At 67.2% G+C, this 21,349-nt stretch carries 23 protein-coding genes and 1 tRNA gene; 10 read left to right on the top strand and 14 right to left on the bottom strand.

Features of this window, described 5'->3' with window-relative positions:
• Window positions 1–20: 20 nt before the first annotated feature.
• The 5 genes from KXJ60_RS06920 to KXJ60_RS06900 form a co-directional block, all read right to left on the bottom strand.
• Window positions 21–1,430, bottom strand: coding sequence for a sigma 54-interacting transcriptional regulator (locus KXJ60_RS06920; protein ID WP_291125581.1), 1,410 nt, complete (start codon window positions 1,428–1,430; stop codon window positions 21–23).
• A complete protein-coding gene (locus KXJ60_RS06915) occupies window positions 1,427–2,104 on the bottom strand; it encodes a hypothetical protein (protein WP_291125579.1) in 678 nt (225 codons plus the stop codon). Before KXJ60_RS06915 ends, KXJ60_RS06920 begins: the two co-directional genes overlap by 4 nt.
• A complete protein-coding gene (locus KXJ60_RS06910) occupies window positions 2,094–3,512 on the bottom strand; it encodes an ATP-binding protein (RefSeq protein WP_291125577.1) in 1,419 nt (472 codons plus the stop codon). Before KXJ60_RS06910 ends, KXJ60_RS06915 begins: the two co-directional genes overlap by 11 nt.
• Window positions 3,513–3,518: 6 nt before the next feature.
• Window positions 3,519–4,862, bottom strand: a complete 1,344-nt coding sequence (gene miaB, locus KXJ60_RS06905; protein WP_291125574.1) for a tRNA (N6-isopentenyl adenosine(37)-C2)-methylthiotransferase MiaB — start codon at window positions 4,860–4,862, stop codon at window positions 3,519–3,521.
• An 83-nt stretch (window positions 4,863–4,945) separates the two neighbouring features.
• The gene (locus KXJ60_RS06900) at window positions 4,946–5,368 is read right to left on the bottom strand and encodes a hypothetical protein (RefSeq protein ID WP_291125571.1); all 423 of its coding nucleotides are present in this window, start codon (window positions 5,366–5,368) and stop codon (window positions 4,946–4,948) included.
• A gap of 107 nt (window positions 5,369–5,475) precedes the next feature.
• On the opposite strand from KXJ60_RS06900, the gene KXJ60_RS06895 reads away from it, so the two are divergent.
• On the top strand, window positions 5,476–6,039 hold the full coding sequence (locus KXJ60_RS06895) for a lipocalin family protein (RefSeq protein WP_291125568.1): 564 nt from the start codon (window positions 5,476–5,478) through the stop codon (window positions 6,037–6,039).
• Window positions 6,040–6,046: 7 nt separating this feature from the next.
• On the opposite strand, the gene KXJ60_RS06890 is transcribed toward KXJ60_RS06895, so the two are convergent.
• From KXJ60_RS06890 to KXJ60_RS06875, 4 genes are all read right to left on the bottom strand, one after another.
• On the bottom strand, window positions 6,047–6,685 hold the full coding sequence (locus tag KXJ60_RS06890) for a class I SAM-dependent methyltransferase (RefSeq protein ID WP_291125565.1): 639 nt from the start codon (window positions 6,683–6,685) through the stop codon (window positions 6,047–6,049).
• Between the two features lie 14 nt (window positions 6,686–6,699).
• Entirely contained in the window at window positions 6,700–7,260 is a 561-nt protein-coding gene (locus KXJ60_RS06885; protein WP_291125562.1) for a YaeQ family protein, read from the bottom strand.
• 59 nt (window positions 7,261–7,319) lie between these two features.
• Window positions 7,320–7,396, bottom strand: a tRNA-Met gene (locus KXJ60_RS06880).
• A gap of 36 nt (window positions 7,397–7,432) precedes the next feature.
• On the bottom strand, window positions 7,433–8,221 hold the full coding sequence (locus KXJ60_RS06875; protein ID WP_291125560.1) for an enoyl-CoA hydratase: 789 nt from the start codon (window positions 8,219–8,221) through the stop codon (window positions 7,433–7,435).
• Window positions 8,222–8,362: 141 nt separating this feature from the next.
• Here KXJ60_RS06875 and KXJ60_RS06870 point away from each other — a divergent pair, with 141 nt between their 5' ends.
• From KXJ60_RS06870 to KXJ60_RS06855, 4 genes are all read left to right on the top strand, one after another.
• The gene (locus tag KXJ60_RS06870) at window positions 8,363–9,157 is read left to right on the top strand and encodes an enoyl-CoA hydratase-related protein (protein WP_291125559.1); all 795 of its coding nucleotides are present in this window, start codon (window positions 8,363–8,365) and stop codon (window positions 9,155–9,157) included.
• A complete protein-coding gene (gene paaI, locus KXJ60_RS06865) occupies window positions 9,157–9,597 on the top strand; it encodes a hydroxyphenylacetyl-CoA thioesterase PaaI (RefSeq protein WP_291125626.1) in 441 nt (146 codons plus the stop codon). The genes KXJ60_RS06870 and paaI overlap by 1 nt, the downstream gene beginning before the upstream one ends.
• Entirely contained in the window at window positions 9,594–10,889 is a 1,296-nt protein-coding gene (gene paaK, locus KXJ60_RS06860) for a phenylacetate--CoA ligase PaaK (RefSeq protein WP_291125557.1), read from the top strand. Before paaI ends, paaK begins: the two co-directional genes overlap by 4 nt.
• Before the next feature lie 117 nt (window positions 10,890–11,006).
• Window positions 11,007–11,540 (top strand): hypothetical protein, encoded by a 534-nt coding sequence (locus KXJ60_RS06855; RefSeq protein ID WP_291125554.1) that lies wholly within the window; start codon window positions 11,007–11,009, stop codon window positions 11,538–11,540.
• Here the strand turns inward: KXJ60_RS06855 and KXJ60_RS06850 are convergent.
• From KXJ60_RS06850 to KXJ60_RS06840, 3 genes are read right to left on the bottom strand one after another with little or no spacing between them, the layout of a single operon-like run.
• Window positions 11,537–13,312 (bottom strand): peptidase M61, encoded by a 1,776-nt coding sequence (locus KXJ60_RS06850; protein ID WP_291125623.1) that lies wholly within the window; start codon window positions 13,310–13,312, stop codon window positions 11,537–11,539. The genes KXJ60_RS06855 and KXJ60_RS06850 overlap by 4 nt on opposite strands.
• Before the next feature lie 50 nt (window positions 13,313–13,362).
• Window positions 13,363–14,076, bottom strand: a complete 714-nt coding sequence (locus KXJ60_RS06845; protein ID WP_291125551.1) for a DsbC family protein — start codon at window positions 14,074–14,076, stop codon at window positions 13,363–13,365.
• Window positions 14,077–14,124: 48 nt separating this feature from the next.
• Window positions 14,125–15,294, bottom strand: coding sequence for an FAD-dependent monooxygenase (locus KXJ60_RS06840; RefSeq protein WP_291125549.1), 1,170 nt, complete (start codon window positions 15,292–15,294; stop codon window positions 14,125–14,127).
• A 142-nt stretch (window positions 15,295–15,436) separates the two neighbouring features.
• On the opposite strand from KXJ60_RS06840, the gene KXJ60_RS06835 reads away from it, so the two are divergent.
• Genes KXJ60_RS06835 through KXJ60_RS06825 form a run of 3 tightly spaced genes read left to right on the top strand, consistent with a single transcriptional unit; the run spans window position 15,437 to window position 18,265 of the window.
• Complete coding sequence (locus KXJ60_RS06835; protein ID WP_291125547.1) at window positions 15,437–16,336, top strand: MOSC N-terminal beta barrel domain-containing protein; 900 nt, start codon at window positions 15,437–15,439, stop codon at window positions 16,334–16,336.
• Between the two features lie 55 nt (window positions 16,337–16,391).
• Window positions 16,392–17,483 carry a redox-regulated ATPase YchF gene (gene ychF / locus KXJ60_RS06830; protein WP_291125544.1) on the top strand — a complete coding sequence of 364 codons (1,092 nt, stop codon included), beginning with the start codon at window positions 16,392–16,394 and terminating at the stop codon, window positions 17,481–17,483.
• Window positions 17,484–17,491: 8 nt separating this feature from the next.
• Window positions 17,492–18,265, top strand: coding sequence for an RNA pseudouridine synthase (locus KXJ60_RS06825; protein ID WP_291125541.1), 774 nt, complete (start codon window positions 17,492–17,494; stop codon window positions 18,263–18,265).
• Here KXJ60_RS06825 and KXJ60_RS06820 read toward each other — a convergent pair.
• Together KXJ60_RS06820 and KXJ60_RS06815 are read right to left on the bottom strand one after the other, a co-directional pair.
• A complete protein-coding gene (locus KXJ60_RS06820) occupies window positions 18,250–19,410 on the bottom strand; it encodes an MFS transporter (protein ID WP_291125539.1) in 1,161 nt (386 codons plus the stop codon). The two genes, KXJ60_RS06825 and KXJ60_RS06820, sit on opposite strands and share 16 nt — an antisense overlap.
• Window positions 19,407–19,889, bottom strand: coding sequence for a YqaA family protein (locus tag KXJ60_RS06815; RefSeq protein WP_291125537.1), 483 nt, complete (start codon window positions 19,887–19,889; stop codon window positions 19,407–19,409). Before KXJ60_RS06815 ends, KXJ60_RS06820 begins: the two co-directional genes overlap by 4 nt.
• Window positions 19,890–20,074: 185 nt before the next feature.
• Between KXJ60_RS06815 and dusB the strand changes: the two genes are divergently transcribed.
• Both dusB and KXJ60_RS06805 read left to right on the top strand, forming a co-directional pair.
• Window positions 20,075–21,106, top strand: coding sequence for a tRNA dihydrouridine synthase DusB (gene dusB, locus KXJ60_RS06810; protein ID WP_291125535.1), 1,032 nt, complete (start codon window positions 20,075–20,077; stop codon window positions 21,104–21,106).
• Window positions 21,103–21,339, top strand: coding sequence for a helix-turn-helix domain-containing protein (locus KXJ60_RS06805; RefSeq protein WP_291125533.1), 237 nt, complete (start codon window positions 21,103–21,105; stop codon window positions 21,337–21,339). The genes dusB and KXJ60_RS06805 overlap by 4 nt, the downstream gene beginning before the upstream one ends.
• Window positions 21,340–21,349 lie beyond the last annotated feature (10 nt).

Below are 21,349 nucleotides of genomic sequence, written 5' to 3'. Positions count from 1 at the left end.
AAAACAACAGCTTGTGCGTGTCACTCTTCAGCGACAGCGTCGCCAGAGGCGCCTTGGGCGTCGGTTTTGAACAGCCCGGGCGTGAGGGCGTGTTTTTGCAGCAGCCGGTAAAACTCGGTGCGGTTGCGCTGGGCCAGGCGCGCGGCGTCGGCCACATTGCCGTCGGTCATCTTGAGCAGGTCCACGAGGTACTCGCGCTCGAAGCGCTGCTTCGCGTCGGCAAAGCTGAGCACTTCCACCGAAGGCGTGCGCAAGGCGCGCTGCACCAGCGCGAGCGAGACCAGCGGCGTGGTGGAGAGCGCGCACACCTGCTCGACCACGTTGTAGAGCTGGCGCACGTTGCCCGGCCAGGCCGCCATCGTCAGCGCCTTGAGCGCTTCCGGCGCAAAGCCGGAGCTGCGCTTGCCGTACTTGGCGGCCAGGCGCGCCAGGAAATGGTTGGCCAGCAGGGCGATGTCTTCGCGCCGCTCGGCCAGGGTGGGCAGCGTGAGCGTGACGACGTTGAGGCGGTAATACAGGTCTTCTCGGAACTGGGCGTTGGCCATCGCGTCTTCGAGGTCGCGGTGCGTGGCCGAGATAATGCGCACGTCCACCGGCAGCGACTGGCTCGAGCCCAGCGGGCGCACCGCGCGCTCCTGCAGCACCCGCAGCAGCTTCACCTGCAGCGCAGGGGGCATGTCGCCGATCTCGTCGAGCAGCAGCGTGCCGCCATCGGCCGCCTGGAACAGGCCCTTGTGGTTGGACACGGCGTCGGTGAAGGCGCCTTTCATGTGACCGAACAGTTCGGACTCCAGCAAGGCCTCGGGGATGGCGCCGCAGTTCACCGCAATGAAGGGCTTGCTGGCCCGCGCACTGGCCTTGTGGATGGCGCGCGCCAGCATTTCCTTGCCGGTGCCCGAGTCGCCGCGCAGCAGCACGCTGGCATCGCTCTGGGCGACCATGCGCGCTTCGGCCAGCACATCGGCCATGCGGTTGGAGCGGCTCACGATCTCGCTGCGCCAGGCCTCGTCCACGCGGGCGCTGTCGTCGGCGGGTGCGCCCAGGGCCAGGGCCTGCGCGATTTTCTCGAGCAGCTCCTTGGCGTCGTAGGGCTTGGTGAGGTAGGTGAACACGCCGCGCGCGGTGGCTTCCACGGCGTCGGGAATGGTGCCGTGCGCGGTGAGCAGGATCACCGGCAGCGAGGGGTGGCGCTTGCGGATTTCGTCAAACAGGGCCAGGCCGTCCTTGCCTGGCAGTCGCACGTCGGAGAGCACCAGCTGCGGCCGCTCGATGTCGAGCTGGCTGAGCGCGGCTTCGGCTGAGCCGACCGAGGTGACCTGATACCCCGCTGCGCCCAGGCGCATCGCCAGCAGGCGCAGCATGTCGGCGTCGTCGTCGACGACCAGCAGGCGCGCGCGGTGCGTGGATGGCAGGGGCGTAGGGGTGTTCATGGGTTGGGGCGCGTGCCGTTGGGCGCGGCGGCAGGGGGGCGGGTGGTGAGGCTGCGTTCGATGGCGCGCATGGCTTCGAGCCGCTCATTGAGCTGGTCGATGCGGCGCTGGCTGTCGCGCAGCTGCTGGGCCTGTCGCTCGGCCGCGTCTTCCAGCCGGCGCTGGTCCATCAGCCGGTTGGCCAGCAGGCGCGCCAGCGGCTTGAGCGGCAGGCTCTCGGGGCCGGTGTGCGTGATCACGCGCTGCAGCAGGCCCAGCGAGCGGGCGGTGTCGGCGGGCTGGCGCAGGTGCATCAAGGCCAGGGCCAGCTGCATCTGGCGCAGCGCCACGTTGCCCGGGTCACCCTGCACGACGATTTCGGCGGCGAGGTCGGTCGGGCTGAGTGCGTGAAGCCGGTCGGCGTAGCTCAGCAGGGCGGTGATCACATCGGGCACGGGCGGGGTTTCGGCGCTGATCACGCTGGGCGTCTCGACGGGCGCGGTCAACACGGGCGTGGCCGTGGGCGACGGCGCGGCCACCACGGACGGGCTCTTCTGCGGCATGGGCACGCTGCCGTTGTCGGTGCTCTCGGGTGCGGCTGGCGCGGTGCTGCATGCCGCCAGAGACAAGACCAGCACGGCGGCGAAGCCCGCCACGCGCAAGGGGTGGGCGGCGTTGGGGAAGTTAGTGGGCATGGGGCAGTTCAATCCGGAAATGAGCACCCTGGCGCTGCGGCAGCAGGGTGATGCGGCCACCGTGGGCCAGAATGTATTCGTGCACGATGGACAGGCCGATGCCGGTGCCGCGCACGGCCCCTTGCGGTTGCCGTTCGCCACGGTAGAAGGGTTCGAAGATGCGTTCGCGGTCGGCCTCGGCCACGCCGGGGCCCTGGTCCATGATGTCGATGCAGGCGCGCCCGGGCAGGTCGATCAGGAGCAGGCGGATGTGACCGCCGTGCGGTGAAAAACGGATGGCGTTGGACAGCAGGTTGCCCACGGCGGAGGCAATCTTCTCGCGATCCACCGGCATCGTCACGGCAACGCCTTCCACCCGCACCGTCAGGGCCTGGGCCTGCCATTGCAGGCGCTGGGTGTCGATCTGGTCTTCGAGCAGGGCGAGCAGGTCGGTGCGTTCGCGCTTGAGCTGGCGCGCCTCGAAGGCGGCGGCGTTGAAGCGCAGCAGGGCCTCGATCTGGTGCTGCAACAACTGGGTGTTGTGCTGCAGGATGTTGACCACCTCGGCCTGGCTGGGGTTGAGCGCGCCGGCCACGCCATCGCCCAGCACGGCCACGCCTTCGTGCAGCGAGGCCAGCGGGGTCTTGAGTTCGTGCGAGATGTGGCGCAGGAAGCGGGCCTTGTCGGCATCCAGTTCGGTCAGGCGCAGGCGCAGCCACTCGAGCTGCTGGCTCACGCGCCGCACGTCGGAGGGGCCGGGGATGTCGATCGGTACGTCGAGCTGGTTTTCACCCAGTCCCTGGATCGCCTTCTCCAGCCGCTTGAAAGGCCGTGCCAGCCAGATGCCGAACGCCAGCGCCAGGATCGCAGCCACCCCGATGGAGCCCACCACCTGCTGCGTGAGTTCCTGCCGGCTGGTTTCGAAGCGGGCTTGCAGCGCCTCGTTGCGGTCCGTGATGATGGACTGCACCTTTTGCGCAATGGAAGCGCTGTGGCCATCGATCTCGCGAAACACCTGTGCCACCTCGCGCTCGCGGTCCAGGGCGGTTTCGGGCGGCCCGTCGAGCAGCAGGGTGATGGCGTCGAGGCGGTCGCGCCAGTTGTAGGCGTAGTCGGCGGGCAGGTCGTTGTCTTCCAGCCGGCGCAGGATGTCGCGCGCATTGCCGGCGGCGTCGTCGAAACGCTGGCGCAGCTGGCGGTCGCGCAGCACCAGCGACTGCCGCGCCGCGCGCTCCATGGTCAGGCTGCGTTCGGACAGCGACTGCGCGGCCGTGGACAGCGCAATGGCCTGGGCCGCGCTCTCGCGGCTCTGCGCCATGAGCGTTTCCAGCGAGAACAGGGCACGCACCGCCGCCACGCCCAGCAGCGCGCCGATCAGCAGGAAGGCCACCAGCAGCAGCTGCTGGAAGGAAAAGCGCAGGGGTTTCACGCGGCGTCAGGCCTCTTGTGCCACGAGCACAGCGCCTCTGAGCGAATGCGGCCGCGCTTCGGTGATGCGCACGTCCACCATCTGGCCCACCAGCCGGTCCGCCAGCGGCCCGCCCTCGAAGTTGACGATGCGGTTGCATTCGGTGCGGCCCATGAGTTCGGCTGCGCTCTTGCGCGAGCGGCCTTCCACCAGGATGCGTTGCACCGTGCCTTCGCGGCTGGCGCTGATGCGGCGCACGTTGTCTTCGAGCGTGGCCTGCAGGTGCTGCAGACGCTCGAGTTTCACGGCGTGCGGCGTGTCGTCGGGGAGGTTGGCCGCGGGCGTGCCCGGGCGCGGGCTGAAGATGAAGCTGAAGCTGGCGTCAAAGCCGACGTCGGTGATGAGCTTCATCATCTTGTTGAAGTCGTCGTCTGTCTCACCGGGGAAGCCGACGATGAAGTCGCTGCTCAGGGCCATGTCGGGGCGGATCGCGCGCAGCTTGCGCACGGTGCTCTTGTATTCCATGGCGGTGTAGCCGCGCTTCATCGCCATCAGGATGCGGTCGCTGCCGTGCTGCACCGGCAGGTGCAGGTGGTTCACGAGCTGCGGGATCTTGCCGTAGGCCTCGATCAGGCGCGGCGTGAATTCGTTGGGGTGGCTCGTGGTGTAGCGGATGCGCTCGATGCCGGGGATCTCGGCCACGTACTCGAGCAGCAGCGCGAAGTCGGCGATCTCGCGGGTGTCGCCCATGGTGCCTCGGTAGGCGTTCACGTTCTGGCCCAGCAGCGTCACTTCCTTCACGCCCTGGTCGGCCAGGCCGGCTACCTCCACCAGCACGTCGTCGAAAGGGCGGCTGACTTCTTCGCCGCGGGTGTAAGGCACCACGCAGTAGCTGCAGTACTTGGAGCAGCCCTCCATGATCGACACGAACGCCGAAGCGCCTTCCACCTTGGCCGGCGGCAGGTGGTCGAACTTCTCGATTTCAGGAAAGCTGATGTCGACCTGCGGCAACGCGTGGCGCGCGCGCTGGTTCAGCAGCTCGGGCAGGCGGTGCAGCGTCTGCGGGCCAAACACCACGTCCACATACGGCGCGCGCTTGATGATCTCCGCGCCCTCCTGGCTCGCCACGCAGCCGCCCACGCCGATCAGCACGCCCTTTTCCTTGAGATGCCGGACGCGGCCGAGATCGCTGAACACCTTCTCCTGCGCCTTCTCGCGCACCGAGCAGGTGTTGAACAGGATCAGGTCCGCCTCTTCCACGTCTTGCGTGGGCACGTAGCCTTGCGCGGCGCCGAGCACGTCGGCCATCTTGTCCGAGTCGTACTCGTTCATCTGGCAGCCGAAGGTTTTGATGAAGACTTTTTTGCTCATGGGAATTTCCAACCAGAAAGGGAGAGGACACCAGCGGGTGGCGTCCTGTGCGCGCGGCCGGCGCGGGCGGCGGCGGGGCCGGGTCAGTTCGTCGTGCGCGCCGGCGTGCCGGCGGGCGAGGCTTGCTGCGACTCGAAGATGAAGTTGCGCTGGGTGCCGTAGCCCGGGCGCTTTTCCTTGGCCTCGGCCTCGGTCAGCAGCCACACCTGATGCACCTGGCCGCGCTGGTCCAGGGTGTAGTTCACCACCAGTTCCTGGTTGACCAGCGTGGCCGACATCACCAGGTTGTTGCGGGTGTCCAGAATACGGGCGCCGGGCGAGAAGCGTGTGGGCCGATCGTCCATGGCCACCAGCGGTGGCTGCACCACCACCATGGAGCCGCGCAGCGCCTTGGCAGGAAAGTTGCGCTGCACGGCCTGGGCGTGCGCCGCAGCGGGTGCGAGGGCCAGCAGGAGCGCAGAGCTCAAGCCCAGCAGGGCGGTGTGAACGAAACGGCAGCGGTTCATGGCATCTATCCAGAGGCTGTGGGGGTGGGGTGAAGCCCCGGGCATGAGGGGCATTCAGCGGGGGGTGATTGTCTCACGCGGGTCGCGGCGCACAATCTCCCACCACCATGACCCCACACCTTTCATCGCGCCCCTGCCACCGCTGGCTCCTGGCCTTGTGCCTGAGTGTGCTGCCCTTCCTCTCGGCCTGCTTCACCACCCCACCGCAGGGGGTGGCCGTGGTGAGTCCGTTCGACGTCAAGCGCTATGCCGGGCAGTGGTACGAGATCGCCCGGCTCGATCACCGCTTCGAGCGCGGCCTCAGCGACGTCAGCGCCACCTACGGCCTGAACGCCGATGGCACCGTGTCGGTGGTCAACCGCGGCTTTGACACCGCCCGTGGCGAGTGGAAAGAGGCCAAGGGCGTGGCGCGTTTCACTGGCGACCCCGGCACCGGATCGCTCAGGGTGTCGTTCTTCGGGCCGTTCTATGGCGGCTACCACGTCATCGCGCTCGACCCGGCTTACCGCTGGGCCATGGTGATCGGTCCCGACACCGACTACCTGTGGATCCTCTCGCGCGACAAGCAATTGCCCAGCGGCGTGCGCGAGCGGCTGGTCGCGCAGGCGGCATCGCTGGGTGTGAACACCCGTGAACTGATCTGGGTCGAGCACCGGCGCAGCGACCGCTGAAGCCGGCTCAGGCCGAGGGCCTGCGCAGCAGCACCACGTTGGGAGCCGGTACCTCGCAGCTCCAGCCGTGCTGGAGCGCCAGGCGCTCGAAGGTGGCCTGACGATAGAACACCACATGCGTGGGGTCGCGCCGGTAGTGCCATTGCGCAAAGCGCGCGTCGTCCGTTTGAAAGCGCGTCATCACGGCGAGCCACCCGCCTGGCTGCAGCAGCGTGTGCAGGCGCCGAAATTCATGGGCAGGCCGGTGGAAATGCTCCACCACCTCGGTGCAGGTGATGAAGTCGTAGCGCTCGTTCAAGGCCGCCGGGTCGGGGTGAAAGAACGGGTCGTACAAGGCCACGCGGTGGCCGGCCTCGCGCAGCATGCCCGCCAGCACCGGCCCGGGGCCACAACCGAAATCGAGCCCGTGGCTGGCGGGGCTGAGGCGCTGCAACAGGGGTGTGGCCAGTTGCGACAGAAAGCGTCGGTAGCCCGGGTCGTCAGGCGTGTTGCGGTGCAGTTCGTATTCCGCCCGCTCAGCTTGGGGAGACGGCAGGTGCGCCGTCAGCAGGAAGGTCGCCTCGCAGAGCAGGCAGCGGGCATAGGCACGGGCGTCAATGGTTTGAAAGTGTCGGCTGTCAGCGCCTTCACAAACAGGACAACGCACGGCCGATGGGCAGGTTATTTCCAGCGCAGCGGCTCGATGTGCACGCTGCCGCGCTCGCTGGAGAGGGTGAGTGCGCCTTCCTGCACCGTGGCTTGCAGCTGCATGCTGCGCTCGGCCAGCTGCGCCAGCGCGGGCGCCACTTCGGTGGGCAGGCGCCAGGCCTGCAGGCGGTCCAGGCGGGTGAGCTTGCCTTCAATGCCGCGCCACCACACGTCGGCGGCGCTGCCGAAGGCGTACACCACCACCGCATCGGCCTTGCTGCAGGCTTTTGCCAGGGGTTTGTCTTCGGGTTGACCGACCTCGATCCACAGGCGTTTGCGGCCCGTGAAGTCGGTGAGTGACACGTCCGGATCGTCCGGGTCGGACAGCCCGGCCCCAAAGGCCAGCGTGCCGTCGCCGCGGCAGGTGTCCTGGAGTTCGTGTGCGTGGATGGCCATGGCCACCAGCCGCACCATCATGCGTTCGTCCGTCTCGCTGGGGTGGCGGGCCAGGGTGAGCGCGTGGTCGGCGTAGTAGCCGTGGTCGATGTCGGCGATCTGCAGGTTTGCTTTGAAAATGGTCGATTTCAACGCCATGCTGCATGCCCCAAATGAAAGAAGCGGGCCCGTTGCCGGTACCCGCTTCTGGAATGTGCTGGTGGCGATAGGTGGACTTGAACCACCGACATCAGCATTATGAATGCTGCGCTCTAACCAACTGAGCTATATCGCCAACGAAGCGCGCATTATAGCCAGCTTTTTTTGGCGTTCAGCGGTGCTGGAAGACCGGCTTGCGTTTGTTGACGAACGCGTCCATGCCTTCCTTCTGGTCTTCGGTGGCGAACAGGGCGTGGAAGAGGCGGCGCTCGAACATCACGCCATCCGACAGCGTGCCCTCGAACGAACGGTTGACGGACTCCTTCGCGGCCATCACGCTGGGCAGCGACAGGCCACAGATGGTCAGCGCGGCTCCCAGGGCTTCGTCCATGAGCTTGTCCAGCGGCACCACGCGGCTCACCAGGCCGGCGCGCTCGGCTTCGGTGGCGTCCATCATCCGGCTGGTGAGCACCATGTCCATGGTCTTGGCCTTGCCCACGGCGCGCGGCAGGCGCTGGGTGCCGCCCGCGCCGGGGATGATGCCCAGCTTGATTTCAGGTTGGCCAAACTTGGCGTTGTCGGCCGCGATGATGAAGTCGCACATCATGGCCAGCTCGCAGCCGCCGCCCAGCGCAAAGCCGCTCACCGCCGCAATCACCGGCTTGCGGATGCCGCGGATGGTTTCCCAGTTGCGGGTGATGTAGTCGCCGTTGTAGACGTCGGCAAAGGTGTAGGTCGCCATGGCCCCGATGTCGGCGCCGGCCGCGAAGGCTTTTTCGCTGCCGGTGATGATCATGCAGCCGATGCCATCGTCCAGATCGAAGGCCTTGAGCGCGGCGCCGAGCTCGTCCATGAGCTGGTTGTTCAGTGCATTGAGCTGCTTGGGGCGGTTGAGCGTGACGATGCCCACGCGGCCTTCGGTGCGCACGGTGATGCATTCGGGTGAGGTGGCGGCGGTCATGGTGTCTCCTGGGGCAATGAAGGGCGGATGAGGGTGCACCACTATATCGAGCCGCACCAAGGGAAAACATTAGCCGACCGATTGGTTGGTTAATGTTAAATTCCGGCCAACCCACAACGCCGCGCAGGAGACAAACCGATCATGAGCAACACCACCGTGGTGTACGAAGAGCGCGGGGCCGTGGCCCTGGTCACGCTCAACCGCCCCGACGCCCTCAACAGTTTCACCCGCCAGATGCACCGCGACCTGTGGGCCGCGCTGGATCGGGCCGAGGCGAATGCGCAGATTCGCGCCCTGGTGATCACCGGTGCAGGCCGCGGCTTCTGCGCGGGCGCCGACTTGGCCGAGTTCGATTTCGAACCCGGTCCGGATCTGGTGAAACGCGCCGACCCCGGCCCGGTGATCGATCAGGCCTTCAACCCCACCGCGCGCCGCCTCCAGGGCCTGCGCATGCCCACCATCGCAGCGGTCAACGGCGTGGCAGCGGGGGCGGGGGCTTCGCTGGTCATGACCTGCGACATCGCCATCGCCGCGCCCAACGCCAGTTTCATCCAGGCCTTCAGCAAGATCGGGCTCATTCCCGATGCCGGCGGCAGCTGGTTCCTGGTGGAGCGGCTGGGGCTGGCGCGCGCCATGGCGCTGGCCATGACGGGCGACAAACTGCCCGCCGCGCAGGCCAAGGAGTGGGGGCTGGTGTGGGACGTGGCCGAGGATTGCGTGGGCGCTGCCATGGCGCTGGCCGAGCGGCTGGCCACCATGCCCACCCAGGCGCTGGTGGCCACGCGCGCGCTGCTGCGCGATGCCGGCACGCGCACGCTCAACCAGCAACTCGACGCCGAGCGCGACGCGCAGTCGGCGCTGGGTCGCACGCACGATTACATCGAAGGCGTGATGGCGTTTCGAGAGAAACGCCCGGCGCGGTTCAAGGGGGAATGATGTCGCCAGAAGCACGGGCCGCCAGAGTCGGCCAGACGATGTTCGCGGTCGACGCCGCCAGCAAGGACACCATGGGCATGGAGTTGCTGAGCTGCGAGCCGGGCCGGGCGAGCATCCGCATGGTCGTCAAGCCGTTGCACCTCAACGGGCACCAGATCTGCCACGGGGGGTTCATCTTCACGCTGGCCGATTCCACCTTCGCATTTGCCTGCAACAGCCACAACAAAAACGCGGTGGCTGCAGGCTGCAGCATCGAATTTCTGAAACCCGCGCGGCTGGGCGACGTGCTCACCTGCGAGGGCGTGGAGCAAACGCTGTCGGGCCGCCACGGCATCTACGACATGCGTGTGACCAACCAGACCGGTGAGGTGGTGGCGATGTTTCGCGGCAAGAGTGCCGTGATCGCCGGCACGGTGTTTCCTGAGGACGAGCAGCCATGAAGACATTTGCCCTGGAGCCCATTGAAAAAGCCAGCGTCGACGAGTTGCGCTCACTGCAGCTCCAGCGCCTGCAGGCCACCCTGCGCCACGCCTACCAGAACTCGCCCGTGTACCGCGCCAAGTTCGACGCGGCAGGCGTGCACCCGGACGACTGCCGAAGCCTCGCCGACCTGGCGAAGTTTCCGTTCACCACCAAGAAGGACCTGCGCGACAGCTATCCGTTTGGCATGTTCGCCGTGCCGCGCGAACAATGCGCGCGCATCCACGCCAGCAGCGGCACCACCGGCAAGCCCACAGTGGTGGGCTACACGCGCAAGGACATCGACACGTGGTCCACCGTGGTGGCGCGCAGCATCCGCGCCAGCGGCGCCCGCCCGGGGGACCTGGTGCACGTGAGCTACGGCTATGGCCTGTTCACCGGTGGCCTGGGCGCGCACTACGGCGCTGAAAAGCTGGGCCTGACCGTGGTGCCCTTCGGTGGCGGACAGACCGAGCGGCAGGTGCAGCTGATTCAGGATTTCCGGCCCGACATCATCATGGTCACGCCCAGCTACATGCTGGCGATCGCCGACGAGTTCGAGCGCCAGGGTCTGGACCCGCGCGAGAGCAGCATCCGCCTGGGCATCTTCGGCGCCGAACCCTGGACGAACGACATGCGCACCGCGATCGAAGCGCGCATGGGCATCGATGCGGTCGACATCTACGGCCTGTCGGAAGTGATGGGCCCGGGCGTGGCCAACGAGTGCGTGGAAACCAAGGACGGCCCGACGATCTGGGAGGACCATTTCTATCCCGAGATCATCGACCCGGAGACCGGTGAACCCGTGCCCGACGGCGAGATGGGCGAGCTGGTGTTCACCAGCCTGACCAAGGAAGCGCTGCCCATCATCCGCTACCGCACGCGCGACCTCACGCGTCTGTTGCCGGGCACCGCACGCACCATGCGCCGCATGGAAAAGATCACCGGGCGCAGCGACGACATGATGATCGTGCGCGGCGTCAACGTGTTCCCGACGCAGATCGAAGAGCTCATCCTCAAGCGGGCCGAGCTCAGCGCGCACTACCAGTGCGTGCTGACGCGCCAGGGACCCATGGACGACCTCTCGGTGGTGGTGGAAACGCGCGCAGGGCTGGCGCCCGAGAGCGAGGCGGCACAAGCGGCGGCGCGGCAGTTGCAGCACGACATCAAGGTGTTCGTGGGCAGCAGCGTATCGGTGCAGCTCAAACCCGAAGGCGGTGTGGAGCGCAGCCAGGGCAAGGCCAAGCGCGTGGTGGACCTGCGCAAGGGGTGACGGCGGCATTGGATGCCGTCTCCGTGACACGCTGCTCGAAATGGGGGGTGCCCTAGGGCGCTACCCGGTTGGCATGGGCTGATGCTGGCCTTACATTTCGGCAAACTGTCGAACACCATGGACAAAAACACATTGCTTGCCAAGACCGATCTGGGCCGCGAAGCGCTGACGACACGCCCTCCGAATCTCGGTCCCCGCCTGCGCTCATTGCTCATCATGGTGGACGGCAAGCGCTCGGTGGGCGATATGGACAAGTTGCTGGGGGGTGAGGGGGTTGCGGGGCCCTTGCTGGAACAGCTGGAGGCAGCCGGCTGGATCGCCCAGGTGGATGCCGGCGGCGCGCTGCTGTCGCACAGCGCCAGCGCAGATGCGGGAGCGGTGGCGTCGGGTCACGCGGGGGCGGCATCGCCACACCAGGCGCCGTTGCCCGCACTGCCTTTTAGCGAGGCGCGCCGGCTGGTGGCGCGCTTCCTCAACGACCAGCTGGGCCCCATGGGCGAGCAGCTCGCCCTGCGGGTCGAAGCTTGCAAGACACCGGCCGACCTGCAGATCCTGCTGCCGCGCTTGCGCGAAGGCCTGAAGAACTTCAAGAACGCGGCCACCGTGCAGCAGTTCGACCAGGAGCTGGTCGCGCGCTTGCCGAAGATCTAGGGCGCAGCGCCGAGCCAGGCAGCCACCGGGGCCGCTTCTCCCGTGGCCAGGCGCACGGTGAGCGATTCGGTGGGCCATGCGAGTGGCAGACGCAGCAGGCGCTTGTCGCGCGAGACCAGTGCGGTGAGTTGCGGGCGGCGCGCTCGCACGGGCGGCACGTCCTCGAGCTTGTGGATGCGCCAGGCTTCGGCGGTATCGCCGGGTGTGCTGGCGGGGAATTCCACACCCAGCCATTCGTCGCCCGCCGCCAGGCCTGCGGCTTCGGCCGCGCCGCCACGCAGCACCTGCTTGAGCACCAAGGTGCCGTTGGTTTCGCTCACGCGCAGGCCCAGCTGCTGTGCCAGCGGCGCCTTGTCGTGCGACACCTTCACACCGTGTGCCTGCAACAGCGACGAGAGCGGAAGCTCGTCCGTGCTGTGCACCCAGGCGGCGATGTCGGCGTCAAAGCTGCGTTTGCCCAGGCGCTTGAGGGCCCGCAGCAGGTCGGCCTCGCGCATGGGGCCACCCTCGCAGCGCTGCCAGAGTTCGCGCATGACCGCATCGAGCGAGGTGTGGCCTTCGGCGCGCAAGGTGAGGTCCAGGCACAGCGCCACCAGCGAGCCCTTGGTGTAGTAGCTCACCGTGGCGTTGGGAGTGTTCTCCGTCATGCGGTAGTACTTCACCCACGCATCGAAACTCGCTTGCGCCACCGTCTGCACGAGCCGCCCAGGCGTCTGCTGCACCTGGTTGATGGTCTTGGCCACGAGCTGCAGATAGGCCGTGTCGTCGATCAGCCCGGCGCGGCGCAGCATCAGGTCGTCGTAGTAGCTGGTGAAGCCCTCGAAGAACCACAGCAGCTCGGTGTAGTTCTCGGTGTCGTAGTCGTAGCGCGCGAATTCGGCGGGGCGCAGGCGCTTCACGTTCCAGGTGTGGAAGTACTCGTGGCTGATGAGACCGAGCAGGGTGGTGTAGCCGTCGGTGGCTTTGAGTGGCGCGGTTTTCTCGCCCGGCGCTGCAGGGCGCGGCAGGTCGGCGCGCTGGCAGATCAGGGCGGTGGAGTTGCGGTGCTCCAGGCCGCCGTAGCCGTCGGCGCTGGCGTACAGCATGAACACGTAGTGGGAGAACGGTGGTGCCTGTTTGCCGTGCCAGAAAGCAATCTGCGTTTCGCAGATTCTGCGCGTGTCGGCGATGAGCCGCTCGCCATCCATCCAGGGGCCCGCACCCGCGACCACGAAGCGGTGTTCCACGCCGGCCGCGGTGAAGCTGGCGCTCCAGAAGGCGCCCATCTCCACCGGGCAATCCGCCAGCTCGTCGTAGTTTTCTGCCAGGTACTGGCCAAAGCCTTGCGCATCCACCCGGTGCGGCGTGAGGCCAGTGGCCACCTGCCAGGTCGACAGGGTCGGCGCGGGCGCCAACTCGAGCGCGTGCGGCAGGTCTTCCTGCCCGAGCACGCGCAGGCACAGGCTGGTGGCGTTGAAGAAACCGCGTGAGGCGTCGAGGAAGGCGGTGCGAACGGAGGCGTCAAACGCGTATACCTCGTAGCGCAGCTCCAGCGGCTGGTCGGCCTCGCACTGGGCTTGCCAGCGGTGTTTGTCGAGCTGCTTCAGCGCGACGGCAGCGCCGTGTTGCGAGGCGCTCAGGGCCTGCAGGTTTTGCGAGAACTCACGCACCAGGTAGCTGCCGGGAATCCACACCGGCAGGCTCACGCGCTGGTGTTTCGCAGGGCGGTCGATCTGCAGCGTGACGGCGAACAGGTGGGCATGCGCGTTCAGCACCGAGACGGTGTAGCGCACGCCTGCGGGCGCTGCTTTCGAGCGGCGAGGCCGGGCCTTCGCTGCGGCGCTCAAGGCTTGGCTTCCGCGAGCTGCTTTTCGATCTGCTCCGCGCCGATCGCACCCGGCACGCGCGCGCCGTTGGCAAAGATGATGGTGGGCGTGCCGGTAATGCGTGCGCGCTTGCCGAACTCGAAGTTGCGCGCCACGGCGGCGGCGTCGCAGTTGGCGGCGGGCGGCGTCACGTCGCGCACCATCCAGTCGATGAAGGCCTTGCCTTTGTCTTTGGCGCACCAGATGTTGCGCGACTTCTCGCCCGAATCGGCGCTGAGAATGGGGTACAGGAACACGTGCACCGTCACGTTGTCGATCTTCATCAGGTCGCGCTCGAAGCGCTTGCAGTAGCCGCAGTTCGGGTCTTCGAAGACGGCCATCTTGCGCTTGCCGTTGCCACGCACGATGGTGAAGGCGTCCTTGAGGGGCAGGTCCTTGAACGCGATGGCGGTGAGCTTTTCCACGCGTTGTTCGGTCAGGTCCACGCGTGCCTTGGTATCGATCATCGAGCCCTGGATCAGGTAGTTGCCTTCGGCGTCGGTGTAGAAGATGTCGCTCTGGTTGACGCGCACCTCAAAGATGCCGGGCATCGGCGTCTTGCTGATCTCATCGATCGCCGGCAGGTTGGGCAGGCGCTCGGCGAGGTTCTTGCGGATGGTGGCTTCTTGCGCCGCGGCGGCCAGCGAGAGGGCCGCCAGGGCCGTGAACAGAAGGGTCTTGAGAAGTTTCATCGTGCGGGCCGCGTGGGTGTTCAGAACAATCGGAGGATGGAGAGGGGCTCAGGCCTGAGGCGCCCCGATGGCCTGGCGGGCGATCCAGCGCTTGAGCGGGCCGCTGCGATCAAAGCCATTGAGGCCCCAGTTGCGCAGCGCCTGCACGCGCGCGTCGGCATGGGAGAACAGGCCGAACAAGCCATCGGTGACCCAGCCCATGGCGGCCACCTCGGCTGCACGTGCACGCTCGTAGCGGCGCAGCAGCTTGAGGTCGCCCAGCTCGCGCCAGTACTCGCGCTGCTGCAGCACGCGGGCCAGTTCGGCCGCGTCGGCCAGGCCAACGTTGAGCCCCTGGCCGGCGAGCGGGTGCATCGTGTGCGCCGCATCCCCGGCCAGCGCCACGCCGCCTTGGGCGGTGCGGGTGATCCAGCGTTGGGCGCGCGCGAGTTCGAGAGGCCAGGCCTGGGCGGGGCTTTCCATGTGCATGTGGCCCAGGGCCTGGGCGCAGCGCGCCTGTACGGTCTGGGTGAAGGTGGTGGGGTCGGCTTGCAGCCAGGCGTCCGCCTGCTGTGCAGGAACTGACCACACCAGCGCCACGGAGTTCCCCTGCGCGCCGCCCAGGGGCAGCAAGGCCATCACCTCGCCCTGGGTGAACCATTGGCGTGCGATGCCGCCGTGGGGCTGCTCGCAGTGCAGCCGCGCGGCCACCGCCTTGTGGGGGTACGGACGCACATCGAAGGCCAGGCCCAGCTCGTCGCGCGTGTGGCTGCGCTTGCCTTCGCACACCACGGTGAGCGCCGCTGGCGGGGCTTCGCTCATGCACTCGATACCGGCCTGAAAGCCCACCGCGTCGGCGAGCCGTTGCTCCAGCGCGGGCACGTCGACGATCCAGGTGAGTGCGTCGGCGCCCTGCTCATCGGCGGAGAACTGCAGTTCGCCGCCTTCGTCGCCCCACACCTGCATGGCGCTCACCGGGGTGATGGGGGTGGCGCGCGCATCCTGGAGGTCAACCTCGGGCCAGGCGCGCACCGAGCGCAGCAGCTCGCGGGAGGCGGCGTTGATGGCGTAGGCCCGCACATCGGGTTGGTCCTGCGCGCCTCGTGGCGAACCCACCAGGGCCACGCGCAGGCGGTCGCGGGCGAGCAGCAGGGCCAGTGTCTGGCCCACCACGCCGGCCCCGCGAATGGCAACGTCGAAACGCCGGGGGGAGCCGGTGCGGGGGGCGGGAGAGTTCATGCGGGGATTTTAGGAGCAGGGCACAATCCGGGCCTCCCTGTGGCGATACCCCGGCTGGCATCGCTGCCTTTGGCCCGACCGCCGTGCACGACGCGGCGCCAGACGGTGCCGCCGCCCCCCACACAAGGCCACGAACAGCACCATGAGCGCAGACACCCCCATTGCCCCGACCGACGTCCAGGCCACCATCGCCCAGCTCTGGGTGTATCCCGTCAAATCCTGCGCCGGCATCTCGCTGACCGAAGCGGAACTCACCGACACCGGGCTGCTGTACGACCGCGCATGGATGGTGGTGGACGAAGACGGTGAATTCGTGACCCAGCGCGAACTGCCCCGCATGGCGCTGATCCAGACCGCATTCAAGATGGGGCAGCTCGTGCTGCGCGCCCCGGGCATGCTCTCCCTGCATCTGGCGCTCGATGCCGCTGAAGGCCCACTGAAAGTGCGCGTGTGGGACGACGAGGTGATGGCTTGCGACATGGGGGACCTGGCCGCGCAGTGGTTCAGCGACTTTCTCGGCCCCGAGGCGCCCGCGAACCTCAAACGGCTGCGCCTGGCCCGGTTTGACCCCGAAGTGCGGCGTGTGAGCAGCCTGAAATGGACCGGCGGGCGCGAGGCCACCACGCAATTTGCTGACGGCTTCAGCCTGCTCGTGACCAGCACCGCATCGTTGGACGAACTCAACCAGCGGCTGGGCGCTGCGGGTCACGCACCGGTGGCCATGAGCCGCTTTCGGCCAAACATCGTGCTCGATGGTGTGCAAGCACACGACGAGGACCGCGTGGGCACCCTGCACATCACCACGGGCGACGCCGTGGCTCGCGTGGAGCCGGTCAAGCCCTGTGGCCGCTGCCCGATACCCAACATCGATCCAGAGACCGCCCTCTCCAGCCCCGAGGTGAACGACACCTTGCAGGTGTACCGCCAAGACCCACGCCTCCATGGCGCCATCACCTTCGGCATGAACGCCATCGTGCTCGAAGGCGACGGACAGGTGCTGCGCGTGGGCCAGGCGGTGGGGGCCGACTGGCGCTTCGAGTAAACACCGACCCCACCCGTAAAATCACGGGTTTCCCCGACCGATCCGAAAGTCTTCCATGAGCCTCCAATGCGGCATCGTGGGCCTGCCCAACGTGGGCAAGTCCACCCTTTTCAACGCGCTGACCAAGGCCGGCATCGCAGCCGAGAACTACCCCTTCTGCACCATCGAGCCCAACACCGGTGTGGTCGAAGTGCCCGATCCGCGCCTGCAGCAGCTCGCCGAGATCGTGCAACCCGAGCGCATCGTGCCGGCCATCGTGGAGTTTGTGGATATCGCCGGCCTGGTGGCCGGTGCCAGCACGGGCGAAGGCCTGGGCAACAAGTTTCTTGCGCACATCCGCGAGACCGATGCCATCGTGAACGTGGTTCGCTGCTTTGAAGACGACAACGTCATCCACGTGGCCAACAAGGTTGACCCGATTGCCGACATTGAGGTCATCCAGACCGAGCTGTGCCTGGCCGACCTGGCCGCGGTGGAGAAGGCGCTGCACCGGGTGAACAAGACCGCGCGCTCGGGCGACAAGGAGTCGATCAAGCAGGTGGCCATTCTGGAAAAGTGCCAGGCCGCGCTCAACGACACCCAGCCGGTGCGCACCATCGACTTCAGCAAGGAAGAGCAGGCCCAGCTCAAGCAGTTTTTCCTGATCACCGCCAAGCCCGCCATGTTTGTGGCCAACGTGTCGGAAGACGGCTTCGAGAACAACCCTTTCCTGGACCGCCTGCGCGCCTTTGCCGACAAGCAGAAGGCGCCCGTGGTGGCCATCTGCGCCAAGATCGAAGCCGAGTTGTCCGAGATGGACGATGCCGACCGGCTCGAGTTCCTGAAGGAACTCGGCCAGGACGAGCCCGGCCTGAACCGCCTGATCCGCGCGGCGTACCAGCTGCTGGGCCTGCAGACCTACTTCACCGCCGGCGTGAAGGAAGTGCGTGCATGGACCATCAAGGTGGGTGACACGGGACCGCAGGCCGCGGGCGTGATCCACACCGATTTCGAGAAGGGCTACATCCGCGCCCAGACCATCGGGTTCGATGATTTCATCGCCTTCAAGGGCGAGCAGGGGGCCAAGGACGCAGGCAAGATGCGCGCCGAAGGCAAGGAATACGTCGTCAAGGATGGCGACGTGATGAACTTCCTCTTCAGCAGCTGAACGCCGGCATGAGCGACACCGGCCGGCCCGAACCGCAGCGCCTGGCCAAACGCCTGGCGGCACAGTTGCCGTGCTCGCGCAGCGACGCCGAGAACTACATCGCCGGCGGGTGGGTGCGCGTGGATGGCGTGGTGGTCGAAGAACCCATGGAACGGGTGCGCGACGACCAGGCCGTGGTGCTCGACCCCAGGGCGAAGCTGGAGCCACTGGCCTCCATGACACTTCTCTGGCACAAGCCTGCCACCCGCGTGCTGCCCGACGAACCGCTTCTGCCGGACGCACTGGCCGCCAAGTGGTTCACGGCCAGCAACCGTTTCAAGGGTGACCGCTCTGGCGTGCGACCACTCAAGGCCCACTTGCACAAGCTGCTGCCGGTGTCGCCCCTGGGCACCAAGGCCAGCGGCCTGATGGTGTTCACCCAGAACCCCGGCGTGGCCCGCAAGATGACCGACGACGCCGGGCAGCTCGAGCACGAATGGCTGGCTGAGGTGGCGGCCGATCCCGAGCTCGAAGACGAGGCCCGCCGCGACGCGGTGCTGAAGTCGCTGGGCAAGGCGCTCTTCTTTGACGGCTGGGCCGTGCCGTCGGCGCGCGCGAGCTGGCAGAGCGAACTGCGCCTGCGCCTGGCCATCAAGGGCAACCAGCCTGGCCAGGTGGCCCACCTGTGCGAGCGCGCCGGCTTGCAGCTCACGGGCTTGCGCCGATTGCGGCTGGGCCGCATCTCGCTGGCCGGCCTGCCGGTGGGCGAGTGGCGGTACCTGCTGCCCTACGAGCGTTTCTGAAGCCGCGCGGCCCACACGCTCACGGCCATCGCCAGCATCAGCACCACCAGGCCCACCTGGTGCAGGTCGAGCATGCGGCCCTGCGCGATCATCACGCCGCCCAGCGCGGCGCCCAGCGCCTGGCCGCCATACATGGCCGAGGTGTTGAGCGCGACCGTGGCGGACGCCAGCTCGGGCGAGATGTTCACCAGCCGTGCCTGCTGCGCCGAATTGCAGGAAAAGCACCCCAGCGCCCAAGGCACGAGCACGAAGGCCTGCGCCCAGAAGCCCTGTCTTCCCAGCGGCCACACCAGCAGCGTGACCACCATGGCACCCAGTGTGATCAGCACCGCGTGGGGCGCGCCTATGCGGTCGATGTAGCGCGTGACCGCCACATTGCCCGCCAGGCCAAACACGCCGAACCACAGGAACATCAGCGAGAGCAGCCCGGCGCTGGCGCCCAGCGTCTGGGCAAAGTAGGGCGCAAAGTAAGAGAACAGCGTGAACTGCCCGAAGGCCGAGAGCAGTGTCACGCCCACCGCAGACATCAGCGCGGCAGAACCCAGCGTGCGGCCCCAGGCCTCGCGTGAGAGGGCAGCTGGCTTGATGCCGTTGGGCATTTCGCGCCACACCCAGGCGCTGCTGGCAAACGACATCACCGCCACCAGTCCGAAGGCCCAGCGCCAGCCCAGCTCGCCGCTGATCCAGGCGGACAAGGGCATGCCCATGACCGAAGCGATCGACCAGCCCAGAAACACGAAGGTGATCGCGCGGCCTCGCTGCGTGGTCGGGACCAGCAGACCCACGCTGGCCGCCGCTTGCGGCGTGAACACTGCGGGTGCGATGACGGCGAGCACCCGAAGCGGCAACAAGGCGGCGTAGTGGGGCGCCAGCGCGCAGGCACCCAGCAGCACGCCGTACCAGACCAGCGACAGGGTGAGCAGACGACGGCGGTCCCAGCCGGCGACGAGGCTGGCAAACAGGGGCGCGCCCAGCCCCATGAGGATCGCCGCCGCGGTGATGAGCTGGCCGGCCTGCGGGATCGAGACGCCCAATGAATGGCTGATGTCGTTGAGCGTGCCGGGCACCACCATCACCCCGGTGCCGATCACGAAGTTGCCGACCATCAGCGCCCACAGCGAGCGCGGCAGCGCGTGACGGCTCATGGGTGCAGCGCTCCGGGGAAGAACCACAGCAGCGCGGCCGTCATGGTGAGGTAGCGCGCGAACTTGCCGATGGCCATGTACGCGAGGCAGGGCCAGAAAGGAAACTTCATCCAGCCCGCCACCGCGCACAGCGGGTCGCCCACCACGGGCAACCACGACAGCAGGCAAGCCTTGGGGCCAAACCGTTCGAGCCACTTCAGGGCACGCACGTCCACATGGCCGCCGCGCGCGCGGTCGACCACCTTGTGGGTGCCCAGCCCCATCAGCCAGCTCACCGCGCCGCCGCCCGTGTTGCCCGCCGTGGCCACCAGAATCGCGGGCCAGAACAGATCGGGATTGAGCTTGATCAGTCCAAACACCGCGGGCTCGGAACCCAGCGGCAGCAGTGTGGCCGACAGGAACGACACGACCAGCACGGTGCTCAGCCCGAACTCGGGCAGCGCCAGCAATTGCATCAGTTGATTCAACCAGTCGGGCATGGATGAAGGGTGGCTCTGTGCCGGTGACCGGCGCATCGAAAAGAGAGGGAGCTGGACAGGGTTCGACGGGTGGATCGAACATATCGCCTGCTGAAAAAACAGGCAGATACAATCGCGTTCCTTCGCCCCCCGCGTTTGCTGGGATCGCGGCCGCTACACCGCTCGACACCGATTCTCCCACCGCCATGCAACTCGGGGCTTTTACCCTGCCCAATGCCCTGTTCGTCGCGCCCATGGCAGGGGTGACGGACCGGCCATTTCGCAAGCTCTGCAAGCGGCTGGGCGCGGGTTATGCGGTCAGCGAAATGGTGACGTCACGCCCCGATCTGCAGGACAGCCTGAAGACCTCGCGCCGTGCCAACCACGAGGGAGAGGCCGCGCCCATCGCGGTTCAGATTGCTGGCACCGACGCGCAGATGATGGCCGATGCCGCGCGCTACAACATCGACCGTGGTGCGCAGATCATCGACATCAACATGGGTTGCCCGGCCAAGAAGGTGTGCAACAAGTGGGCCGGTTCGGCCCTCATGCAGGACGAAGCCCTGGCCATCGAGATCGTGCAGGCCGTGGTGGCTGCATGCGAGCCGCACCGCGTGCCCGTCACGCTCAAGATGCGCACGGGCTGGTGCGCCAGCGTGCGCAATGCGCCCACACTCGCGATGGCCGCGGAAGCCGCTGGCGTGCAGATGCTGACCGTGCATGGCCGCACCCGCGAACAGGGCTACAAAGGCCAGGCCGAGCACGACACGGTGGCCCACATCAAGAGCCGCTTGCGCATTCCCGTGGTGGCCAACGGCGACATCACCAGCCCCGAGCAGGCGCGCGAGGTGCTGCGCCGCACGGGGGCTGACGCGATCATGGTCGGGCGCGCCGCGCAGGGCCGACCCTGGATCTTTCGCGAGATCGCCCACTTTCTGGCCACAGGCGAGCACCTGCCCCCACCCTCGATGGCCGACGTGCGCGTCTGGCTGCTCGACCACCTGCACGATCACTACGACCTGTACGGCGAGTCCACCGGCGTGCGCAGCGCGCGCAAACACCTGGGGTGGTACGCGCAGTCCTTGCCGCTGCCGCCCGGTGCCGCGGCGCTCTTTCGCTCGCGAGTCAATGCCACGACCACCGTGCAAGACCAGTTGCGCTGCGTGAGCGACAGCCTGGACGAGTGGTCGAGTCCCACCATTTCAACCCCGAGAGACGACTGGAAGCTGGCCGCATGAAACAGAACACATTGCACGACTGTGTGCGTGCCAGCATGGAAGATTTCTTTCGCGATCTCAACGGCACCGATCCGTCCAACCTGCACGACATGCTCGTCAAGGCGGTGGAAAAGCCCCTGCTTGAAGTCGTGATGGAGCAAGCGCAGCACAACCAGTCGCGTGCCGCGCAATGGCTCGGCCTGAACCGCAACACGCTGCGCAAGAAGTTGCTCGAACACAAGCTCATCGACTGAGCCCGACCTT

The sequence above is a fragment of the Hydrogenophaga sp. genome (assembly GCF_019264445.1).
Lineage (GTDB): Bacteria > Pseudomonadota > Gammaproteobacteria > Burkholderiales > Burkholderiaceae_C > Hydrogenophaga.
Note: the sequence above shows the minus strand (reverse complement) of the source record. Positions and strands in the feature narration are given on the sequence as shown.

Excerpts from the sequence above, each read along its gene's own strand:
- KXJ60_RS06870 (WP_291125559.1), top strand. The coding sequence starts at position 8,363 with ATGAGCAACACCACCGTGGTGTACGAAGAGCGCGGGGCCGTGGCCCTG.
- KXJ60_RS06825 (WP_291125541.1), top strand. The coding sequence starts at position 17,492 with ATGAGCGACACCGGCCGGCCCGAACCGCAGCGCCTGGCCAAACGCCTG.
- KXJ60_RS06835 (WP_291125547.1), top strand. The coding sequence starts at position 15,437 with ATGAGCGCAGACACCCCCATTGCCCCGACCGACGTCCAGGCCACCATC.
- KXJ60_RS06815 (WP_291125537.1), bottom strand. The coding sequence starts at position 19,889 with ATGCCCGACTGGTTGAATCAACTGATGCAATTGCTGGCGCTGCCCGAG.
- paaK (WP_291125557.1), top strand. The coding sequence starts at position 9,594 with ATGAAGACATTTGCCCTGGAGCCCATTGAAAAAGCCAGCGTCGACGAG.
- KXJ60_RS06840 (WP_291125549.1), bottom strand. The coding sequence starts at position 15,294 with ATGAACTCTCCCGCCCCCCGCACCGGCTCCCCCCGGCGTTTCGACGTT.
- KXJ60_RS06805 (WP_291125533.1), top strand. The coding sequence starts at position 21,103 with ATGAAACAGAACACATTGCACGACTGTGTGCGTGCCAGCATGGAAGAT.
- miaB (WP_291125574.1), bottom strand. The coding sequence starts at position 4,862 with ATGAGCAAAAAAGTCTTCATCAAAACCTTCGGCTGCCAGATGAACGAG.
- paaI (WP_291125626.1), top strand. The coding sequence starts at position 9,157 with ATGTCGCCAGAAGCACGGGCCGCCAGAGTCGGCCAGACGATGTTCGCG.
- KXJ60_RS06845 (WP_291125551.1), bottom strand. The coding sequence starts at position 14,076 with ATGAAACTTCTCAAGACCCTTCTGTTCACGGCCCTGGCGGCCCTCTCG.
- KXJ60_RS06820 (WP_291125539.1), bottom strand. The coding sequence starts at position 19,410 with ATGAGCCGTCACGCGCTGCCGCGCTCGCTGTGGGCGCTGATGGTCGGC.
- KXJ60_RS06875 (WP_291125560.1), bottom strand. The coding sequence starts at position 8,221 with ATGACCGCCGCCACCTCACCCGAATGCATCACCGTGCGCACCGAAGGC.
- KXJ60_RS06915 (WP_291125579.1), bottom strand. The coding sequence starts at position 2,104 with ATGCCCACTAACTTCCCCAACGCCGCCCACCCCTTGCGCGTGGCGGGC.
- KXJ60_RS06900 (WP_291125571.1), bottom strand. The coding sequence starts at position 5,368 with ATGAACCGCTGCCGTTTCGTTCACACCGCCCTGCTGGGCTTGAGCTCT.
- dusB (WP_291125535.1), top strand. The coding sequence starts at position 20,075 with ATGCAACTCGGGGCTTTTACCCTGCCCAATGCCCTGTTCGTCGCGCCC.
- KXJ60_RS06855 (WP_291125554.1), top strand. The coding sequence starts at position 11,007 with ATGGACAAAAACACATTGCTTGCCAAGACCGATCTGGGCCGCGAAGCG.
- KXJ60_RS06920 (WP_291125581.1), bottom strand. The coding sequence starts at position 1,430 with ATGAACACCCCTACGCCCCTGCCATCCACGCACCGCGCGCGCCTGCTG.
- KXJ60_RS06895 (WP_291125568.1), top strand. The coding sequence starts at position 5,476 with ATGACCCCACACCTTTCATCGCGCCCCTGCCACCGCTGGCTCCTGGCC.
- ychF (WP_291125544.1), top strand. The coding sequence starts at position 16,392 with ATGAGCCTCCAATGCGGCATCGTGGGCCTGCCCAACGTGGGCAAGTCC.
- KXJ60_RS06885 (WP_291125562.1), bottom strand. The coding sequence starts at position 7,260 with ATGGCGTTGAAATCGACCATTTTCAAAGCAAACCTGCAGATCGCCGAC.